This is a genomic window from Variovorax sp. E3 (assembly GCF_016082275.1).
Lineage (GTDB): Bacteria > Pseudomonadota > Gammaproteobacteria > Burkholderiales > Burkholderiaceae_C > Variovorax.
Genome location: NZ_MOWM01000019.1, coordinates 40,666 through 60,372 on the forward strand (window position 1 = coordinate 40,666; position 19,707 = coordinate 60,372).

The 19,707-nt window shown below is 62.3% G+C and carries 14 protein-coding genes and 2 pseudogenes; 13 read left to right on the top strand and 3 right to left on the bottom strand.

The window, feature by feature from the left end:
- Positions 1-183: 183 nt before the first annotated feature.
- On the top strand, positions 184-963 hold the full coding sequence (locus BMG07_RS09830; RefSeq protein WP_198084408.1) for a hypothetical protein: 780 nt from the start codon (positions 184-186) through the stop codon (positions 961-963).
- A 112-nt stretch (positions 964-1,075) separates the two neighbouring features.
- Positions 1,076-1,696, top strand: coding sequence for a hypothetical protein (locus tag BMG07_RS09835; protein ID WP_198084409.1), 621 nt, complete (start codon positions 1,076-1,078; stop codon positions 1,694-1,696).
- Positions 1,697-1,771: 75 nt separating this feature from the next.
- On the opposite strand, the gene BMG07_RS09840 is transcribed toward BMG07_RS09835, so the two are convergent.
- Positions 1,772-2,188 (bottom strand): TolC family protein, encoded by a 417-nt coding sequence (locus tag BMG07_RS09840; protein WP_307866921.1) that lies wholly within the window; start codon positions 2,186-2,188, stop codon positions 1,772-1,774.
- 246 nt (positions 2,189-2,434) lie between these two features.
- Between BMG07_RS09840 and BMG07_RS09845 the strand changes: the two genes are divergently transcribed.
- Genes BMG07_RS09845 through BMG07_RS09855 form a run of 3 tightly spaced genes read left to right on the top strand, consistent with a single transcriptional unit; the run spans position 2,435 to position 9,223 of the window.
- Positions 2,435-3,121 carry a hypothetical protein gene (locus BMG07_RS09845; RefSeq protein ID WP_198084410.1) on the top strand — a complete coding sequence of 229 codons (687 nt, stop codon included), beginning with the start codon at positions 2,435-2,437 and terminating at the stop codon, positions 3,119-3,121.
- Between the two features lie 19 nt (positions 3,122-3,140).
- Positions 3,141-5,561 (top strand): caspase family protein, encoded by a 2,421-nt coding sequence (locus BMG07_RS09850; protein ID WP_198084411.1) that lies wholly within the window; start codon positions 3,141-3,143, stop codon positions 5,559-5,561.
- Positions 5,558-9,223 (top strand): CHAT domain-containing protein, encoded by a 3,666-nt coding sequence (locus tag BMG07_RS09855; RefSeq protein ID WP_198084412.1) that lies wholly within the window; start codon positions 5,558-5,560, stop codon positions 9,221-9,223. The genes BMG07_RS09850 and BMG07_RS09855 overlap by 4 nt, the downstream gene beginning before the upstream one ends.
- Before the next feature lie 74 nt (positions 9,224-9,297).
- Here BMG07_RS09855 and BMG07_RS09860 read toward each other — a convergent pair.
- Positions 9,298-9,493 (bottom strand): annotated as a pseudogene (locus BMG07_RS09860) (helix-turn-helix domain-containing protein); the annotation flags it as partial.
- A gap of 363 nt (positions 9,494-9,856) precedes the next feature.
- On the opposite strand from BMG07_RS09860, the gene BMG07_RS41855 reads away from it, so the two are divergent.
- The 7 genes from BMG07_RS41855 to BMG07_RS09885 are packed head-to-tail and all read left to right on the top strand — an operon-like array spanning position 9,857 to position 18,359.
- Positions 9,857-10,675 carry a CHAT domain-containing protein gene (locus BMG07_RS41855; RefSeq protein WP_269758816.1) on the top strand — a complete coding sequence of 273 codons (819 nt, stop codon included), beginning with the start codon at positions 9,857-9,859 and terminating at the stop codon, positions 10,673-10,675.
- Positions 10,672-11,574: a CHAT domain-containing protein gene (locus BMG07_RS41860; protein ID WP_269758817.1), complete on the top strand. Its 903-nt coding sequence runs from the start codon at positions 10,672-10,674 to the stop codon at positions 11,572-11,574. The genes BMG07_RS41855 and BMG07_RS41860 overlap by 4 nt, the downstream gene beginning before the upstream one ends.
- Complete coding sequence (locus tag BMG07_RS41865; protein WP_374221253.1) at positions 11,529-11,927, top strand: SIR2 family protein; 399 nt, start codon at positions 11,529-11,531, stop codon at positions 11,925-11,927. Before BMG07_RS41860 ends, BMG07_RS41865 begins: the two co-directional genes overlap by 46 nt.
- Positions 11,927-15,592 (top strand): hypothetical protein, encoded by a 3,666-nt coding sequence (locus BMG07_RS09870; protein WP_198084413.1) that lies wholly within the window; start codon positions 11,927-11,929, stop codon positions 15,590-15,592. Before BMG07_RS41865 ends, BMG07_RS09870 begins: the two co-directional genes overlap by 1 nt.
- A gap of 42 nt (positions 15,593-15,634) precedes the next feature.
- Positions 15,635-16,750, top strand: coding sequence for a hypothetical protein (locus BMG07_RS09875; protein ID WP_198084414.1), 1,116 nt, complete (start codon positions 15,635-15,637; stop codon positions 16,748-16,750).
- Between the two features lie 11 nt (positions 16,751-16,761).
- Positions 16,762-16,914 (top strand): hypothetical protein, encoded by a 153-nt coding sequence (locus BMG07_RS09880; protein ID WP_198084415.1) that lies wholly within the window; start codon positions 16,762-16,764, stop codon positions 16,912-16,914.
- A gap of 2 nt (positions 16,915-16,916) precedes the next feature.
- A complete protein-coding gene (locus tag BMG07_RS09885) occupies positions 16,917-18,359 on the top strand; it encodes a C25 family cysteine peptidase (RefSeq protein ID WP_198084416.1) in 1,443 nt (480 codons plus the stop codon).
- A 117-nt stretch (positions 18,360-18,476) separates the two neighbouring features.
- Here BMG07_RS09885 and BMG07_RS41870 read toward each other — a convergent pair.
- Positions 18,477-18,915: pseudogene (locus tag BMG07_RS41870) on the bottom strand (helix-turn-helix domain-containing protein).
- 130 nt (positions 18,916-19,045) lie between these two features.
- Between BMG07_RS41870 and BMG07_RS09890 the strand changes: the two are divergent.
- Entirely contained in the window at positions 19,046-19,699 is a 654-nt protein-coding gene (locus BMG07_RS09890) for a hypothetical protein (protein ID WP_198084417.1), read from the top strand.
- Positions 19,700-19,707: the final 8 nt, after the last annotated feature.

Sequence of the window (19,707 nt, forward strand, 5' to 3'; positions counted from 1 at the left end):
CGACGTCGGCAAGACTCGAAGTCGAGGGTTGGCTTGACGTGTTTTCCGATGATGAGGAGCACGCTCGCGCCCGTTTGATTCACCAGGGGCTCATTCCACTCGGGCGCCGAGGCCGATGCCCGAGCAAGTGCGTTCATTGATCGGGGCCATAAATGGATCTACGAGTGACGTATTGGCAATTGCATGAATGCATCGGCGGTGCTGCAGGATCCTCGCGTGACCTATAAATGGATTGAGCCAAAGGACGACCTCCATCGCATGGCTTTGACCAGCGGGACATTTGAGGGATTTAACGCTGTGGACCCGTATGAGGCACTGCGTGCGATCATCGAATTCCGAGCTGAGGCGCCGAACTTACAACTAGCGGCATGGCACCTTCATCTCGCTGAGAGTCGCGCGGAAGCTGCATCGCGAACCCAGAATTCCGCCCATCTTGATGCGATGGACAGTTGTGGACTTTGGCCAGGGGTTGAGGCCTACGATCCGCCATCGCTTCATGTCGGCAAGGCAACGCAAGTGGCGCGCTTGAGGTTTGAGCAAGTCGAACAAATTGTTCGCGCAGCGGCTCAACGTGATCTACGAAAAGCGAACCGTTCGATTGAGAAGCTGAAGAACCTCGTTCCTGATCGACTCAAAGAAGCATGCTTTTGGATTGGCAGGCCCCTCTTAGACATAGACCATGCGCCGATCGCCCTAACAGTGCCAGTAGAAGCCGATGCGCGGCATGGCGGTCTCATGGCGCAGGGATACGAACGCTTAAGCCATGCCCTTCACATCTCTAGGTTCTCAGATGTGTCACGACAGTTCAGGACTGCAGTCGCCCGGGCAGATCGCGAGCTGACACAATGTAGACATGCGCTGCGCGTTCTGGGAGCGTGGATCCGAGCGCTTGACTTCGAAGCTGCCTCGCCGGTCTGCGAATATTGCTATAGACATCGCGCGACAAAAAAAGCGCTGTGCTAGACATGCGGTCAAGACATTCATCACCGCGGATGCAAGAGCGGGTTCAGCGATTCACCCAGGGTACGTTGCGCGCTTCGCCGCTCTAGCGGGGGGCGCTGAGGCAAAGCGCGCCTTGAAGTCGAGTTTGGAAGTGAAGCTTGAGGACCGAATGACGGTTTTACCGGAAGCAAAGGTCTACGGCGTGCCCGTTGAGCTAACCGCAGCAGTCTCTACGCTTGTTGTTCAGTTGCGTCGTTTGCGCCCGATCCTAGGAGATTCGCTCGAAAGTGCAGTGGCAGCGACGTTTGAGACCATTGCACGACTGGCCATCGAAGCCTACAAGCGCCCCCCCGGGCGGGACGTGGCCGAAGAGGCTGCGCGTCTGAAAAGAAGAAACGGCGCCAAAGAGTTGTTGACCCTGCGGGGCTTCATGATAGTTTGGTGCGCGTCAGGGCGTCCGTTTCCTGAAATCTTCCCCGAGCTGATCGGCTTGAGCCGAGACCCGTCACACCCAATCGTACGCAATGGGTCGCTCGTGGCGCCTCAGGTAGCTCTGGGATTTTTGCGCGAGCGAGCTTGGGTGGAAGCGGAGAATGATCTTCATCGGCGTACAAACGTCGATCGCGACGATGTTCTACGCTTCTTAGCGAAGGCCGCAGTTTCGACTCAATTGCTGCTGACTATGGTTGCAGCCATGACACGATCGCAAAAATTGCGGCACGGGGCGATGCTCCACGACAGCGTGCAAGGCTAAAGAAATATTCAGCTAAATCACGTATTCGAGGAAACCGGTCATACCCCTGACTCCATTCCACTTCGGCGCAGACACTCAGTGTTTGAGGCCGGATGTTCCAAACCGGCCAGCTGCGGCTATGGCTCGCAGGCTCGCCGATCGCCACTCAGTAATGCATCGGATTCGCTCCTGTTGAGCATCCGCCAGAGCTTTCTGCGTGTTCAAAATCTCAAGCACGTCGGCCGCGCCCTTTTCGTATTTTCGCTGAGAACCAACTAAAGACGACTGCGCGGTCGCCAGCAGTGCTTCTGAAGCATCGAGATTCTTGATCGCGGCCTGCGCATCTGAGTATGCCTGCACCACTTCCATGGAAACGCGATGACTCATGTCTTGCAATTCTGCCGAACGCTGCTCAATCAGGGCGTCAGCGCCGGCGACCTTGTACGTCCGTCCGAAACCCTCAAAAATCGGAATGTTAAGGGTGACGCCAACGATACGCTCGTGCGTCTGCACAGTGTGTTGATTTCCATCCAGAAGTGACCCACTTGTTCAAGTGGTTCCAGCCTCCTTCCTTGGCCGGCGCCTTGATTTCCGCGTGTAACGAGCGTAGCGTGCGCCACTAGCCCTCACCCTGTGTGAGCTTTTAGCCACGCCGACGCCGCGCAAGCTTGTTGGCGATCTTTAAGCCTGCGTCCGTATGTCCACCAGTCAATCGAAGCCATCCGTCACCTCGCAGTTGCTGCGCTGGACATGCCCGACATGGAGATCGAGCGCACCAAAAGTGTTGCAGGGGCGCCCTCAGCCGCCATCAACGCCGGCAGCATCGTCGGATTCTCAGCCGACATCGGCGAGCAAGAGCAGGAGGATGTGCTGTACTCCCTGCAGCTCGCGCAACGCGCCGCGAGTGCCGCGGCCGACCGATATACGGCCGTGCAGGATTGGTACAAGGAATACGTGCGCGTGCTTGAGATGACTGGCTGGGTGATGACCGGCTTCAATCTCAACGCGCAGAAGGTCGATCAATCCGAGATCGAGGTGGCCAAGGCGGCGCTGGAAATCCTGGCCGCCGCCGTCACTGGCCCGCAGTCAGTCGTACTGCTCGCGGCCATCAAGGCCATGCAGGGCATGGCCAAGGACGATGGCTTCATCACCCTTTTCGAGCACTTCGGTGCGCAAGGCCGCGTCGGCAACTTCCAGATGAGCGATGTACAGAAGGACGAGGTGGGCACATTGTCCATCGTGACGGGCGCGTTCCAGATCGAGATGGGCGAGCGCCAGGAGAAGTTCCTCTTCTTCAAGTGGCACAGGAAAGGCGTCTCCTTGTGGGGCGACGCGGTGAAAGCCGCCTTCAACCGCACGCACTACGCCACCCTCCGCGAAGCCGTGCGCGAAAGGCTGGGCAAGGAAGGCCGAAAGGCGATCGCGGGCCTGCCGCTGAAGTTCTGAGCGCGGCCTTCGAGAGCCCATGACGCCCAACCACGCGATCGTCATCGGCATCGATCGCTACGCCACCGACCTCTCCAGCCTGAACGGGCCGGTGGCCGATGCACAGGCGTTCGCGCAATGGCTCGTCTCGTCGGGTGAGGTCGAGACGAAGAATCTGCGGCTGGGCCTGCTTCCCGGCGACGAGTCGCCGCCGCTGCCAGCGGCGCTCGCCCCCTGCCGCGTCATCGGCACGTCCCTGGCCGAACTGAACAAGGCGCTGGACGCGTTCTTCGCGCCGCCGCTGCCGCAGGTGAAGCGGCTGTACTTCTTCTTCTCCGGCCACGGCGCGGCCTCCAGCAATTCGTTCTATGGCGAGGAAGCGATCTGCATGGCCGGCTTCGCGGACCAGGACTGGCGCGAAGCGCTGGAGCTGTCGTCACTGCTGGCCACGCTCAATGCCATCCCTGCCGAGCAGCGGCTCATCTTCATCGACGGCTGCCGCAACGCCGTGTCGGAGACGGCGCAGTTCGGCGCCTTGTCGCAGCGCCGCCGGCCCGCTCCGGGCCAGCGCCGCAACTACGTGCTGCGCGCGACAGGTCCGGGACGCAAGGCGGCAGAGCTCGATGGCCGGGGCTTGTTCGCGCGCCACCTAGTCGATGGACTCCACGGCGCGGGCGCCGCCAAGCGCTGGGATTCCGCCGCGCAGGACGGTGAGGGCGGCTACACAGTGCGCTGGCGATCGCTGGGCGAGTACGTGTTCGCGCAGGTGGCGCAGCACCGGGCCGCGCAGCGCCATGAGCAACTGATCTACGAGGAAGGCGAGCATCCGGCCAGCGAGGACCCGGTGCTGACGGGGTACAGCGCCCAGCACTTCCCCCTGGCGACCATCGCCGTGCACTTGGTGGACCCTGCGCAGCCGCCGTGGCGCACGCGCGTTCACCTGCGGCGCAACGACAGCAGCGATCCGGACCTGAGCGACGAGCTGCTGGCCGCGGGCCGCATCGAGTTCACGGTGCCGCAGTCCGGCTGGATGCTCTCGGCGAGCGCCGAGGGATGGTCGTCGCGGCCAAAGACGAAGGCTGTGCTGGCCTATGCCGAGCGAGTCGACGAGGTGCTCGTGCTGTCGCCGGCTCCGTCGGATGGATTCGAGGCCCGGTGGACCGAGATGCTTAACTGTCCCTTCGGCGGGGCGGCTGCGGCGCCCCAGGGCCGGCTTAGCGTCCGCCTCGACGGCTTGCCTCTCAACAGCATCCTGCCGCCCATTCGGATTGCCGTGCGACACGACAGCGGCGAGCTCGTCGCCGACCCCGTGATGGTGGATGCGCTGCCCCTGGGCCCGGGCCTGTATCGCGTGCGCGCCGACACCGCCGGCGGATCGTGGGCCGAGACGACCGTGCTCGTCGAAGCGGGGGAGGCCGTGACCGCCGAGCTGACGCTGCCGCCGTCCGACACGCCCGCACTGGCGCCAACGCTCCTCGCGGCCGGCAAGCCGCCGCCCGTCGGCGGCTTCGCGATGCCTTCCGAACTCCTGGGCCCGCTCGCCGGAACCACGGTCGCCACGGTCGCCGCATTGGCCACCGTGCAGGGTGTGCTGCACTACGAGTACGGACTCTCCCGCCTCGACATCGGCCGTCGGTGGTCCGGGCCCGTGGGCGTCGAAGTGCAACTGGTGGACGAGGGCAGGTCGCAGGCCGGAGCCGGCCCAGGGAGCCAGGCCGTGCTCGTGCGCGCCATGCGCGACACCGATGGCGACGCCGTGGCCCGAGCAACTTGGCGCGGCCATCCGGGCGTGCCGATCTGGTCGAGCAGCCAGTCCACGGACGAGGGCGGGCATTGGATCGAGCTCGATGACCCACCGGCGCCGCAGCAAGCCGGCTTCTCTCTGGCCACTTGCGTCTTCGCGCAGCACGTGACGCTCGTGCTGCTGGACCGCATGCCCTCGGGCGCGGTCGTCATCCTGCAGTATGCGATCCGGCAGGATCCAGATCACCGTCTAGAGATACAACGCTCGCTCGTGCAGGCGGAAGCCTTTCAGCGCGCGCGCGCCTCCGGCCGTGATCCGCTGGCCGACCCAAACGTCCTGGAGCTGGCCCACGGCGCCTGGTTCGAGCCGATCTCCGCGCTCGTTGCCTGCGCGGCGCTGTTCGAGCGCGGCGAAGAAGCGCGCGTGCTGTTCCACGCGATCCTCGCCAAGCTCATCCAACGGGACATCTGCGGCCCGGACCTCACCGTGCTGCGCGCGGCGCGCGCGGCGCGCGACGGCCGGGGCGATCTCGCCTCTGCGCTGGTCCACGACGCCTTGGGCAGCGGGCAGGCGCCGCTGGTCGATGCCCTGTTGGGGCGGCTGATCGACCTGGCGCGGCAGCTGGGTTTGCTGGACGAGCGCACCGCCTGGATCACGGCGGACCACGCGCGCGCCATCGGTCATGCGCTATGGACGATGAGGCGTGACAGGCCATGAGCGAGCCGGACCCTTCGATCGTCACGATCCTGCGCAACGTCCCCTGCGGACGCTGCACGCTGCCGCTCAGCGAAGCGCCTTTGTACATCCATGCCCTGGTGCGCGATGACGACGAGCCCGGCCTCGTTGCGCGCGCGCAAGACGGCACCATCAATCGCATCGTCTGCCCCCACTGCCACCTCGCAGGCTGGATCACCCGGCCATTCCTGTACGTGGACCGCGTGAAGGCACGCGCCGTCTTCATCACCGGCGGGACGTGGCGCCACGATGCAGCGGAGCAGGAACTGCAGCGCCTGCTGCAACAGGCCCTGCACGACGTCGACGCGGAAGTGGCCGCGCTGATACGCGATCGCTTGCAGACCGCCGAGCACCATCACCAGCTTCCAGAGCTGCTCGGGCGCACCGAAGAGGAAGCCGCGCTCGAGCGCCTGGCGCTGGAGGCATTCCGGTTGCGCGAGGGACTGCCACCCAAGGTGCGGCTCGAGCACCTGCTGGAAGACGCCGCGGCCGCAGGCGGCCTCGTGCTGGAGGGTTACGAGCAGTCGCCCGAGTTCGTCGAGCTCGTGCAGCAGGCGGTGCATGCGCTCGCACCGGGCGACGACTCCCGCCGCGCCCAGGCCCTGACGCAGCTCCATGCGACCCTGAGCCGGCAGGCGCGCCGCGCCGACGACGACACGCCGGCGCCAGTTCCGCCCGCTAACTCCCCTACGGAAGAGGCGCCATTGCTCGAGCTCTTCTCTTCGCTGCTGGACCTCGAGGAACAGCGCGCCATCGATGCCGAGATCGAAGGCCTGCTCGCCGCGAAGAACCCCTTGCCGCACGGGTCCAGGCGCCGGCGCGTGCTGGCCCGCATCCATGAGCGCATGAATGCACAGCGCGAGAAAGACGACGCGGCGTCCATCGAACCCTTGCACCAGCTGGCACAGCAACTCACGGATCCGACCGACGACGCAGCGAAGGCGCCCGACGGCGCGGAGGAGACCAATGCGGAATTCGATGCCCTGCTGGCCGCGGCCGCGGACATGCAACTGCCGAACGATGAGCGCCTGGGCGCTTTGCGCAAGGCTTCCGGCCTCCTCCTCAACCGGGGCACGAACCGCGATGCCGCGGTCGTGGCGCGGCGTGCCGTCGATCTTGCCACGGCGGTGGGTGACGAGGCCGCTCTCACCGAAGGCCTGGCCCGGGCGGGCATCGCGCTCGCGCGCCTGCATGACGCACAGCAGGCGCTGCAGTACCTGCAGGCTGCCTGGCAGCGCCTGCAAACCAAGCTCGACTACGAACGGGCCACCTTGCTCGCCCACGTGCTGGAGAGCATCGGATCGGCCCACATGGCCCTGAGCAACCTGCCCGCGGCCTGCAACGCGTTCCAGTCTGCCACCGACATGTTCGAGCAGCTCGGCCGCCTCGATGGAGCGGCCGGCAACCTGCTGGCGCTGGGCGACGCCTGCGCCATGCTGGGCGATGTGCCGAACGCATTAGCCGCGCACCGAAGCGCGTTGTCCAAGGCGCCGCCCGAGAGCCCGCTGGCCGTGCGCTGCCTGATGGCCGTGGCCGGCGTCCTGGCTATGGATGCCGGCGCACCCGACACCACCGTGGAGCTGGGCTTCGTGCCCGGCTCGCACGTGCCGCCTTTCGGCCTCGGCGCCTCCACGCTGGATCCGACCACGCAGCTGGAGCTCCTGCAGGATGAGCAGATGGCGCTCGGCGGAAACCGGCTGCCGGCGGATCTCGATCGGCGACGCGTAGTCTTCAGGTCCTCGCGGACGATGGACGACGGGCGCAAGGTCGTGACCTCGGAGGTCCTGATCGGAGACGAGGCCGTGCGCAGCCTACTCGAGGCCCGGCGCATCGCGCAAGAGCTTGGCCATCACGCGCTGGAAGTGGATGCGTTGATCAGGCTGGCTAACGTCTTCACCAGCTATCGCATGCCTCATGCCGCGCGCAGCGCCCTGGAGCTGGGCCTGCAGCGTCAGGCGCAGACCGGGCAGCGCAGCTCCGAGGTCTCTCTGGGCGTGTTGGCGCGACTGTGGGAAAGCATCGCGCGCAGCGCCTACGAATCGGGGCATGTGGAGCAGGCGAACGAGTGCTGGCAAGCGAGCCTTCGCAGCTGTGCACAGCTGCAGCAGCGCGGCACTTCGGAGTTGGCCCGCACGACCGAGATCGAAGGACAGCGGGCCGTGTCTCTGGAGGCGTTGGGGCAGCACCGGGACGCCGCCGCGGCCTACCGCGCTGCCATCGGCGCATTCGAAGGCTTGCGTGGCCACCTGTCCGAGCCAGGCCACAAGCTGCACGTGCAGGCCACGTCGCTGAACGACTACGCACGCGCCGCGCGCAACCTGCTCGCGCTCCATGCGCAATGCGAGCCTGGTCCCGAGCGCGATGCGCTGGCGGCCGAGGCTTTTCGTCACAACGAGGCGAGCCGCTCGAGGCTGCTGCTAGACATGCTCGGCACGCAGCGCGAAGCGCAGGAGGGGCAGGCACCGCGGCTTCGGCCCATGGCGCTGAAGGATCTCGCGCAGCGCCTGCCGCCGGGCACGGCCCTGATCGAATACGCGCTGCTGCCCACCTACGGCCCCTGCCAGGGCTGCTGGGCCCTCTATGCGGTCACGCGCGAGACGGGCGCCGTTCCCCTGGTGGCCCGGGCAGGGCTTGAGGAGGTCTACGAGACGCGCAACGCACTCTTGTCGGAGATGAATCGCGTGGAGGCGACCCTGATCGAGGCCCATGCGCGCGGCCGGCTGGACGCGGCTCGCTTCGACAGCCTGCTGCGCGACACGAGTCGCGCGGACGAGCTGCTCGAACGCCTGGGCTCGCTGCTGCTGCCCGGTGCGCTGTGGGAGGCGCTGCAGGTCAAGGGGATCACGCGGATCGTCTTCTCGCCCGAGGCCTACCTTGTTGACGTTCCATTCGCAGCCTTGCGCGTGCGCCGGGGTGGTGCCATCGACTACCTCGTCGGCAGTACGCCGCAGGCGGGCATCGAGACGATCGTCGCGCCCAGCGCCAGCGCCTATGCGACAGGCGCCGAGCGCGCTGGCAAGGCGATCGCGCAGTCGTCGCTGCTGTGCATCAGCGACCCGTCGCTCGACCTAGCCGGTGCCCAACAATGGATGCAGGCGAGCGTCGCTGACGGCTGGCCGGGCGTGCAGCCACTACACTTGGCGGGCGCCGATGCGACGCTGCAGGGCGTGTTGGAGGCCCTGCCGGCAAGCGACGCTGTCTTCTACCTGGGCCACGGAAGCTTCGATCCCGAGAATCCGATGCAGTCGGGGCTGCTGCTGCATGACCAGGCTTTCACCGCGCAGGCCCTGCGCGACGAGGCAACCCGACAGCGTTTGGCGCGCTGCGGCCTGTTCGTAATGCTGGCGTGTTCAGGCGCGCGACTCGAATCCGAAGAGCACTGGCAGGCGCGCGAGCTCCAGGGACTCTCGACGGGACTTCTGGGCTGCGGCGTCACAAGCGTCGTGGGCGCATTGTGGCCGTTGTGGGACAGCCTCGCGCGAGATGTCGGCGCGCGGCTGTTCCGTGCATACCGTGCCGGCATGCCCGTAAGCGCGGCCTGCCGCGATGCGCTCTCGGGCATCCTGCAGGCGGGCGGCGCTCACGCACATCCCTATCTTTGGGCGGCCATTCTCCTCACGGGGTCCGCCGCCAGCCACGAGTAGCAGCACTTGCTTCGCTCCAGGTGTGCGCGCCGACTTTGACGCTGGTCATTGGCCACGGGACAGTGACGATGGGCGCGAAGATTGCGCCGCTGTTTCCGCGATTTGGTTGCCTCGATCGCGAGCCAGGTCGCGAGTTTCTCGGCATAGGGATCGAGCTTGCTTGAGCTCGTCCGCTTGGCGTAGCGCGGCATTTCTTCGCCCGCTCGCAGGTACTTCTTTTACGGTGTTGCGAGACAGGCCTGTACGCCTGGCGATCTCGCGAATGGACATCTGCTCGCGCAATCAACACCTCTGAATTCCGCGAATAGCACCTCAAGCTTGCCACTAGGTCAATACTGCGTTTGGGTGATGCTGGACAGCGTGCCTGCGAGTATGTTGACGTCATGCTAAGCGCCATTCTTGACGTGGACAAAATTGCGGGAGAAGCTGCATTTCGAGGACCCACTGACCGACCATGCATGCTCGAAAAGGAACGAGTTTGTCGGATGTGAAATCCCGGCACTTTTGATCACTTTCCATGAAGGGCCGTAGGCACCAGAAGCTGTGAAAGGCTGATGCTCGATCATTTTCCTTCAAGGCCAAAGGAAAGCGGCGCATTGGAAAAGTTTGAACATCGGCCATCGTGGGAGGGGAATGAGAGATTACTCCGAACTAGAAATAGTCATCCAGCGTGAATCTTCTGGGGAATACGTTGCTTCAGCACGCCATCGTGTCGCCTCGGGTGACAACATTACTCCGTTCGTGCGGTTGGCCTTCGATCCGAACGACGATGACCTCTATGCTGGCGACCCCGCCAAGAGTGGGCCAATCCTGGCAAAGGCGATCTTCACTCCCTCCGAACTGCGCGATGCTTTCGTCGCTGCGAAAACATACTCCGCCAGCAATGGCCTCCACCTGCGGGTGAGACTGCGCTTGGATCCTTCCGCAGCTTTGCTGCATCGCATTCCATGGGAGACCATGAGGGATCCGGACGTTCCCGCTGAACCTCTCTTAAAGAACGCGAAATGCGTCTTCTCTCGGTATTTGTTCACGCGCGAGTTCCGCTTGCCAAAGCTGCGTCCAAGGCAGGAGATCCAGGCTGTCATTGCAATTGCCAATCCGAGCGGGTTGAGTTCCATTTTTGACCCCGTGGACACAGAAGCCCAGGAAGGTATCGCGAAGACATCTCTGCAGCGGCTCAAGGCGCAAACGCTAGCGAGCAAGGGAGGCGCCACCCTGGAGAAGATCATGCAGGGGCTGCGCGATGGCGCCGACATTCTGTACCTCGTGTGTCATGGTGCGGTTGGGGAAAGCGGGGCAGCTCTGTGGCTGGAAGATGATGACGGCAAGGCGACCGCTGTGATGGGGGCGGACTTCGTTGCTCAGATCGCTGGCTTGGACCGGCCACCGAGCTTGGTCGTGCTTTGTTCTTGCCAAAGTGCTGGGTCCGGGGGCCTCTCGGCGACCCCATGAGCGCGATTGGTCCGATGCTCGCGCGCGAGGGCGTGCCCGCTGTGCTGGCAATGCAAGGAAATCTCTCCATAGCCACTGCGCAGCTGTTCATGGCGTCCTTTTTCGAGGAACTGTCAGTGCATGGCGAAGTCGACCGGGCTGTGGCCACAGCCCGGCTCAAGGTGATGAGTCGCGCCGATTGGTGGCTACCAGTTCTTTTCACTCGGCTGGATAGCGCAAGAATTTGGTATCCCCCTGGCTTTGGAAAGCAGGATGACGTCATAGACCCTTGGCAGGCGATCGCCGCAAACTTGGAGAGTACTTCCTGTACACCGATTCTTGGTCCCGGAATGTGCGATGCGTACTTTGGAACGAGGCGCGAGCTGGCACTGCAGTGGGGTGAGATGTACCGCTATCCCATGAGTGGAGAAGATACAGAGGATCTCCCTCAGGTCGCTCAATACCTTGCCGTGACGCGCCAGCCCGCGTTTCCAAGGCAGGAGTTTTACAAGCATGTGTACCGACGCCTGATGGAGCGATTTGCTGCGCATGTACCGCCAGAGTTGGCCGGCCTATCGTCTGCAGACCTACAGGAGCGATTGAGCGAAGTGGTATCTGCGGTGGGGAAGTCGCTTCGGGCGGCGGACGCGTCTGGAGCCGATCCTCACGCCGTGCTGGCGAGCTACCGCTTGCCGATCTATGTGACGACGGATCCCAGCGATCTTTTGGTCGATGCACTCAGGGAGCAGGAGGGGGTGAAGTATCCGCGAGTGCGTCTTCTTCGATGGAACGAGGAAGCGGCGGCCTGCGATCAGTCCTATGTTGAAAGCACACCCGCGGGGGTGCCGGCAAAGCCACGCGCGAGTACCCCGTCGTGGTCAAGTTGTTCGGAGATCTCTCGGAGCCTCGCTCTCTGGTGATGACCGAGGATCAGTTTTTCGACTACTTGACGATGGCCTCGGCTGCCAAGGACGCAGTCCCGCCGGCGGTGCGCAGCAAACTCAGTGATAGTGGTTTGATATTCGTCGGCTTCCAGGTCGAGGCCTGGGACTTCCGAGTTCTCTTTCGCAGCTTGCTGCAACTTGAAGGCCGCCACTTGCGCAACGATTACATGCACTTCTCCGTACAGATTGATCCCAACAGCATCCTGGATCCAGTCAGTGCGCGTCGGTACATCGAGCAGTACCTCCAGTCCAAGGCCAAGCTGCGACTGTACTGGGGTGATGTCGCAACTTTCGTGGCGGAATTGAAAACTCAAACAAAGCGCAACTGATGGAAGCGCCGTTCGTTGGCCCGGCTCCGCTGAGCACCAAGAATCGCCTGTTCGGCCGTGACGCAGAGGTGGAGGAGTTGCATTGGCGCGTCGTCGCTGATCGGATCATGGTCTTGTACTCACCCTCGGGGGCGGGAAAGACATCATTGCTGGCTGCCGAGAACGGGTTGCTGAACGAATTGCGTGAGCGCTTTCATGTGTCGCCTGTGCTGCGCTTTTCCGGATCCACGGAGATGCCACTGACGATGCGCCTGCTTGGCCAATTGGAGGCAGCCGGATTTGGATCGATTCAATCCGGAGACTCACTCGCAGCCTATTGCACGCGTGTTCCAATGCCTGCGTCAGCCCTCCCGAAACGACTGCTGTTGGTGATCGATCAGTTCGAAGAACTGTTCACCACTGGCGCGTCGTCGGCAGTGCAGGAGGATTTTTTTCGCCAACTGGGTCACCTGCTCGCAAGTGAGGGCACGCCTGTCTGGTTCATAGCCAGCATGCGCGAGGAATACTACTCTTGGCTGGATCAGTTCCGGGACTTGGTGCCGACACGGCTGTTGAACACTTTTCGGCTGAACCTGCTGAGCCTGGATCAGGCGATCGGCGCAATCAGAGGCCCCCTGGAGACTTGCGGTGTAGAGCTCACGCTCGACTCGTCAGGCAAAGGCGCTCCCGAGTTGATCGCTCTCGAACTCAGCAAGTCCAAGGTACGGACCCCGGATGGGAAGGTGGAACTGGTTCCGGGGGCAACCGTTGAACCCGTTCAGCTTCAAGTCATTTGCGCGAACTTGTGGCGACGGCTCTCAGAAAAAGGACCCGTGACCGTCATCAGCCCTGCGGATCTGCAGGAATTTCGGCTCGACACTGCGCTCCAAGAATACTGTCACGAGCAGCTTGCACGGTGCGCCACCAGCAGCAAGCAAGGAAGTATCGTGCGCGACTGGATTGATCGAAAGCTTCTGACGCCAAGCGGATTGCGCGCTGCGGCCACAGTCGATCCCTCCGACCCTGAGGCGCCGCAGATGGAGGAGCTGAGACGGCTGCAAGAGGCGCATCTGGTGCGGCGCCAATCTAGGCAGGACGGAGAATGGTTCGAGCTGGCGCACGACAGCCTTGCTTCACCAATTCGACTGAGCATCGAGGCGTGGCGCGCAGAACACTACGCGGTGTGGCAGCAGTTAGCGCGATCATGGCACCTGAGCGGAGAAAGGCCATCATTCTTCTCGGGCTTGACACCGGAAAGCCGGGCAAGCATTCCTGACAAGGACGGAGATTGCTCCGAGCGCGAAGCGCGCTTTCTCGAGGCCTATCGTGGCCATCGCTCCCAGAAGATCGCACGGCGCGTTGTTGGCTTGCTTGGTTGTCTGGCTGTGTTGCTGGCCTTCCTTTTCTCCTATCAGTGGCTAGAGGGGAGAGCAGCGCGCTTGAGTCTTCAGTACGAGAAAGAGATGATCGCGACGCAATTTGGACTGCGCTCGATCCTTAGCACCAATCCGCCTTTCGATTTGGCGATGCTTGCGGCTGTAGCGGGCGTTGAACTGGAGGCCGGTCAGCACAGACGGGTCGCCTTTGATGCTCGCGGCATTCTGGGTGATTGGCTGAATCGCACGAGGAACATTCAAACGGTCGAATCCGTGGGAACCGGAAAATCCATCTACGCCTGGATTGCAGATGGACGTCTTCTGGTCGCGGAGCTTGGTGAGGGGCGCCACATGCTCCAAGTGCTGGACGCCGGCAATGGGGAGAGTTTGTGGGATGTTCCTGAGGAGCAGGTAAAACAGGCGCATCCCAACGGTGTCCGGGCGGCCCTGCTGCTCGACAAGTGGTTCGTCACGGGAGGAGAAGAAGGAAGCATCGCACTGTGGGATCTGGTTACCAAGAGGCGTGTGGGGCTTCTTGTTCCGCCAGCCGATGACACCGGTTTTTCCCCGTTGATGCGAAGTCCCATTCGGACACTGGCTCGCTCTGGAGACACTCTCTATTCGGGAAATGAAAACGGCATTGTGGCTGCGTGGAAGCTCCCAGTCGAAGGCGCGGCGCCCGTCCGGCCTTTGTGGACCTACAGGCAGCCTTCGCGCGTTTCAGGTCTGGGTGTACTCACTGGTCCTGAGCGCCTGGTGTCAATTGACATATCCGGCAGCGAGCAGGTAGTGCTCATCAAGCCACCCGCCTCGCCTGGCAGAAAGCCGACGGCGACAAGACTGCAAGCACAGCCGCTGCAGGGTGATGAGAAGGGAGCCTTCTACAGTGTGGCTGTGAGCCCTGACCAGGGTTTGGTGGCTGCGGGCAATGCTGCGGGGAAGATCCATGTCTGGGATTCGAGCGGCAAGCATTTGCGGCGCATCGAGGCGCATTCGGACACGGTGGGAGTACTGCGTTTCCTACGGGACGGCAGATTGCTGTCCGCGGGTTGGGATGGAAAGCTGCGCCTTTGGACACTGCCGCGGGATATACGTGCGGATCCGTCCTTCGTACCGGTTCTCGAATTGTCACGACAGTTGGTCAGTGTGGCACTTGCGCCGGACGAGAAAAGCACCCATGTGACCACCGACTTTGGTGATCAGTTGAGAGTCTCGCTGGAGAATGCTCATCCTCTGGCTCGTGATCTGATCCGGGATGCGAAAGCCTCGGCATTGCAGTCCACAGATGGCGCCGCAAGGTACTTCGCTGCGACATCCGATGCGGTGCTGTCCGGAAAGCTCGATGGTGAAGCAGCAGCGGCAGCTCATACGCGCATTCCATTGAATTCCACGGTTGCGATGGCATTTGCGTCGGCGCGCCGCACGCTATTCGCCGCGCAGAAGAAGGCCGTGTTTGTACATCGAGAAGGTGCGAGCTCCTTTGCGCGGCTCAATGGCGTCGCGTTTGACCTTGAGGAAGTCGAGTCGGTGATCGTGGATGACGACGCTTCGTTGCTGGTCGCGTTGACGAGAACGACCCAGTTACCGATCAAGAGAAGGGTGAGGGCGTGGAGGATTCAATGGAATAGCAATGACGCGGTGGCCTGCGAGGTGGATCTTCCGTCGGACTTTCCCGGCGGCACCGTGCGTCACCTGGCATTCCGACCGAAGTCAATGGAGTTCATCACTGTCGAGGAGCGCATAGGTATTTCGTTTTGGCGGACCAAGTCCACCTCCAAGGGGTGTCTTGAACTTGAGAAGATCAAGGGTCGGGTCCCTCCGGACCTTCCGCGCGGCGACGTCCGGGCGGTGGCATTCAATCCCGACGGAACAGCGCTTTGGGGCGCGAATTTTGCAGGGTTGATCTACAGCTTCCCGATCGGTGAGATGAGATTCACAACCTGGAAGTCGGACGCCGTCAGCGTGCCATCCGCGTTGGCAGTGAGTCGTGCCGGCGCAGTTGCCGTGGGCGATGAGAGCGGGAAGCTCTATGTCATCGAGCCGGATCGAATCCTGCCTTTGCAGGTGGCGCAGGAGTTCCATGGCTCCGCGATCGAGCAACTGGACATCTCGCCCGACGGGCGATGGTTGCTTTCTTCCGGAAAGGACGGCTCGGTCGTATGGGATCTCAGTCTTGAGACGTGGAAGCGGCGCGGCTGTGCGCTTGCGAAGCGCGAGGACTTCATCGATGCAGAGCATCAGAAGTTCTTCAAAGAAGTGACGGAACGCCCGACTAGCTGTGGGAAGAAAGACAACAGCGGGAAGCGATAGCCAACAAGGAGATCTGCCATGCCAAAAAGGACTATTCCCAGTATGCAAACCACGTACTACTTGCTCTCCGTAGACGCGGAAGGCAACGAGATTTCCGATCCGCAGTTGACGCAGCGAAGTACCAGTGACGAGATCATTCGTGTGCTAAAGGCAGAGCTCGTGACCGATGTTTTCATATGGAAACACGGCTGGAAGGGTGATCCTCCGGCTGCGTACCAGCAGTACGACCTGTGGATCGGCGCATTCTCGGAATTGCCGGAGGATCGATCACTGATGGAGAAAGTTCGACCCGGATTCAAAGAGCTCCACGTGGGTTTCCATTGGCCGAGTCTGGCATGGAGTGACGAATCGCCTTTGACTGGCGACAGCTTCGCCAAGCTGGGCGCATCTGGCGTCGATGCCCACGTTGATAAGTACGCGGCATTGCTGGGTGACACGCCAGCGGTGCGCGAGACATTGAGGAGGCTCTTCGATGAGTTGCGAACCCAGTTTGCGTCAGTGGATCTGACCTCGGAGGCGCGCGCCGCTTACCACGCGTTGAATGATGCATTGGCGCTTGGTTCGGACGGCGTGCCTGGTGATGGTGCTGCCGACAGGGAGCCGTTCGACCCGGATCAAGCCATCGAGGCCGCGAAAGAGGAGAACGATTCCTTTGGATTCGCGGATGGAGGCTTGCTACTGAGTCCCCTGCGGCAGCTGACGTTCTGGACCATGAAAAAAAGGGCGAATGTGGTGGGCGAAGGATTCCTGCATGGATTCATTGCTCGCTTGATGTCGGAGGGGCCGCAAGTGCGGGTGCACTTGATGGGACACAGCTTTGGCTGCATCGTGGCGAGCTCAGCCTTGGGTGGCCCGGGTGCGGCGTCACCGTTGCCGCGCCCTGTTGCATCATGCGTGCTGGTGCAGGGCGCCATGTCGGTGTGGTCCTATGCGTCCAACATTCCGTTCAGGGATGGCACCGCTGGCTATTTCAACCGGATTCTTTCGGATTCCAAGGTGAGTGGTCCGATTGTTGCGACTCGATCAAGGTACGACTATGCAGTCGGCAGGTTGTACCCGTGGGCAGCCGGCGTCGCGAACCAGTACGCCTTCGACGGACCTCCTCGTTTGGGGCAGTCGGTGCCTTCGGTATCTGCGGGGTCGAGGCCGAGTGGTTGAGCATGCGGTCAGTGAGCGAGATGTACAACCTCCGGCCTGCAGTCATCTACAACATCGAGGCAAGCCAGTTCATCTCCAAGATCGATGGTGTATCTGGTGCACACAATGACATCGGTGGGCCGGAGATAGCTCATCTGATTTGGCAAGCCGCGCTACCGGTGTGATCATGAGCGCGAGCGACACAATGGAACCGCTGTGCTTCGGGATCGATGCAGCAACCTGTCGTCCCCTGCTGCCGCCTGTTCAAGATGTCGTGCCAGTGCTGCGTGCTGCGGAGCGTCAGGCTAGGGACGCTGTCGGCGCTCCAGTGCCTGACAATAAAGACTGCTGTGTGCCCTACGGAGTGGATCCCAATTCCTTGGCGCAATCCGGCTGGGGCCTGATCTTCAATGCTACCGAGGATTCGGCTCCCTATCTCGAGGCGCTGCAGCCGTTGATTCACCTGCGCGAGGCCGAGTCGGGGGGGCGCTTTCGAGTGTTCGCGGGGGCTGATGGATGGCGCCCCGGCGAGAGTGCGAGCAAATGGTTGACCCGGCATGGTGCTTCGCTCAGCATGATCAGTCCTGTCCATGGGGTTCCATACTACTTGGCCATCGTCGGACCTCCGACGTCGATTCCGTTCTCGTTTCAGTATTCACTGGACATCGTTGCCGCCGTCGGGCGTCTGGACTTTGGCGACCTGAAAGAGCTGGGCGCGTATGCCTCTAGCGTGGCCCAGTTCGAGGCCGATGCTTCACGCACGACGCGCAGAAGCGTCGAAATCTTTGCAACCTGCCACGACTTTGATCGGGCGACGCAGTTGTTCACAGAGCGAGTGGCGCGACCCTTCTGCGCGGGTGATGGAGTGGATTTGCCGATCGGCAAGTCCGCAGGATTTTCTGTAACTCCGATCCTTGGGGCCGACGCTACAAAAGCCGGGTTGGCAGCAGCACTGTCCCGCAGCAGTGGGCCACCGTCGCTGATTTTCACGGGGTCTCATGGAATGGTCTTTGATTCGCAGGACTCTCGACAAGCCGCATCCCAGGGGGCGCTGGTGTGCCAGGACTGGGCGGGCTATGGAAGCATCGGTGCGAGCGATTGGTTCTCGGCGCAGGACGTACCCCTGAATGCGAATGTGCACGGGACCATCCATTTCTTCTTCGCCTGCTATGGCGCAGGCTCGCCAGAGTTTGATGATTTCAACGCCGTGCCGGGCGCCAAGCGCTGTGCACCGGCGTCCATGACCGCGCGGCTCCCGCAGCGTCTGATGACGCTTCCTCAAGGAGGTGTGCTGGCAACGCTAGGGCATGTCGATAAAGCCTGGGCATCGAGTTTTGTGTCGAAACGCGGGAATGCACAAACACAAGGATTTCGAGATGTCATTGACCGGCTGTTGGCGGGGCACCGCGTCGGGGCTGCCACCGATCATTTCAACAGCCAATGGGGCGTACTCGGCACAGAGTTGGCAGATATGCTGCTGGACCGGGAGTACGGCAAAGAGGTTAGCGACAGAGAGCTTCTTGCAGCACGTACCATTCGCGACGATTGCCGCAACTATGTGGTTCTCGGCGATCCCGCCGTTCGCCTACGTCCCAGTTCCCAAACTACGGAAGGCCTGCTGCATGTGTAAGCAACGTCGATAAATGCGAATGGCCCCAAATCTACGGCCACTAAATGCGAATTTTCCGAGAAGCATCGGGTCGCGCAGATTCGAATCGCGTCGCCTTGCTCTGGCTTCAGCGCTGCGCTATCGCTTGGCCAGGCGCTCCGCAACTTCGCGCGTACCGAGGTCTCGCACTGCCGCAAGGCTTTCGAGTTGCGCCGCCCGCGGACGTGCCTTGCCTTTCCCAGTGGTAGATCGTCTGCCCGGAGACGCCAACCAACTGCCCATAGCTCGCCGCGGATAGCCCGATCTTTGCGCGATGTGCCGCCAATTTGGTTGAGCTGAATCGACGTTGCGTGCCCGCAGCCGCTTCATTGTCCGAATCCGGCACTGCGGCGGAGCGGTTCGCTCCCTTCGCAACCCGACGCAGTTCTTTCTCGAGCGCTTTCACTTGGCAGCGTAGCTCCGCAATCGAAGCGCGATGCACGACCGATGCTTTCTTGAGTGTTTCGATCTCGGCACGCACTTCTTTGCGTGCTACGCGGGAGATTTCGGCTTTGAGGATCGAGGGGATATTTGGCAGGATACGCCATTGTCCTACCTTGCACGCCCGCTGCAAGCTTCGATCACACTCATGATGGCCGCGGATAGAGCGCCCTTCCAGCATTCAACTAGCAACGAGGCCTTAGTATTGCGCCCCCAAGGGACACGCGGTGAAGGAGGTCAACATGAGTGGATTCACGCTGTTGCTAACGTGGTCTGGGGCCGGAGCGTTCATTGCAATCGTCACTCATTGGTCGGAGGTTGTATGTTGGTCCAACAAGAATGCGGGACTTGCCGGCTGGGTCCAAGCCATTGGCGCTATCGCCGCCATTGCATTCGCGTACGTCGGGATCAGGAAACAGATCGATCATCTAGAGCAAGCGCGCCTAAGCGACCACGCAGAGCGTGATCGAACACGCCGCGCGGAACGCCTGGACCGCGACATCGACATGGGCGAAGCCTGTGTGCACGTGCTGAGCGATGCGGCGGTCGCCTTGCAATATGTAGTTCGCAAACTGGAACAGGCGCATCGAGGCGAAGCGCTCACCGATTCACCCGGAGAGCGCCTGGAAGCGTCGGCGGTGGCGTTGCAGTCGATGCTCGACAGTGCAGTGCCCTCGCGCCTGCTGGAATGGATCCTCGTGGCGAGGCGCGAGGTGCTCTATGCCCGGGTAGCGTGGCGGCAGATTGCTCGGACGGCTCGCGTCGACGAGGCGAGGATCCGGCGCGCCAATGCGCGAGTAGCGGCCACGCGTACGGCGCTGACGACCGTGCGAAGTGCACTGCAGGACTGGAAATCCGAGCGCAAAAGCATCAACCTTTGACCAACTGT

Coding starts and splice junctions, on each gene's coding strand:
- BMG07_RS09875 (WP_198084414.1), top strand. CDS start 15,635: ATGCAAACCACGTACTACTTGCTCTCCGTAGACGCGGAAGGCAACGAG.
- BMG07_RS09870 (WP_198084413.1), top strand. CDS start 11,927: ATGGAAGCGCCGTTCGTTGGCCCGGCTCCGCTGAGCACCAAGAATCGC.
- BMG07_RS09885 (WP_198084416.1), top strand. CDS start 16,917: ATGAGCGCGAGCGACACAATGGAACCGCTGTGCTTCGGGATCGATGCA.
- BMG07_RS41855 (WP_269758816.1), top strand. CDS start 9,857: ATGAGAGATTACTCCGAACTAGAAATAGTCATCCAGCGTGAATCTTCT.
- BMG07_RS09850 (WP_198084411.1), top strand. CDS start 3,141: ATGACGCCCAACCACGCGATCGTCATCGGCATCGATCGCTACGCCACC.
- BMG07_RS09845 (WP_198084410.1), top strand. CDS start 2,435: ATGGAGATCGAGCGCACCAAAAGTGTTGCAGGGGCGCCCTCAGCCGCC.
- BMG07_RS41860 (WP_269758817.1), top strand. CDS start 10,672: ATGAGCGCGATTGGTCCGATGCTCGCGCGCGAGGGCGTGCCCGCTGTG.
- BMG07_RS09855 (WP_198084412.1), top strand. CDS start 5,558: ATGAGCGAGCCGGACCCTTCGATCGTCACGATCCTGCGCAACGTCCCC.
- BMG07_RS09830 (WP_198084408.1), top strand. CDS start 184: ATGAATGCATCGGCGGTGCTGCAGGATCCTCGCGTGACCTATAAATGG.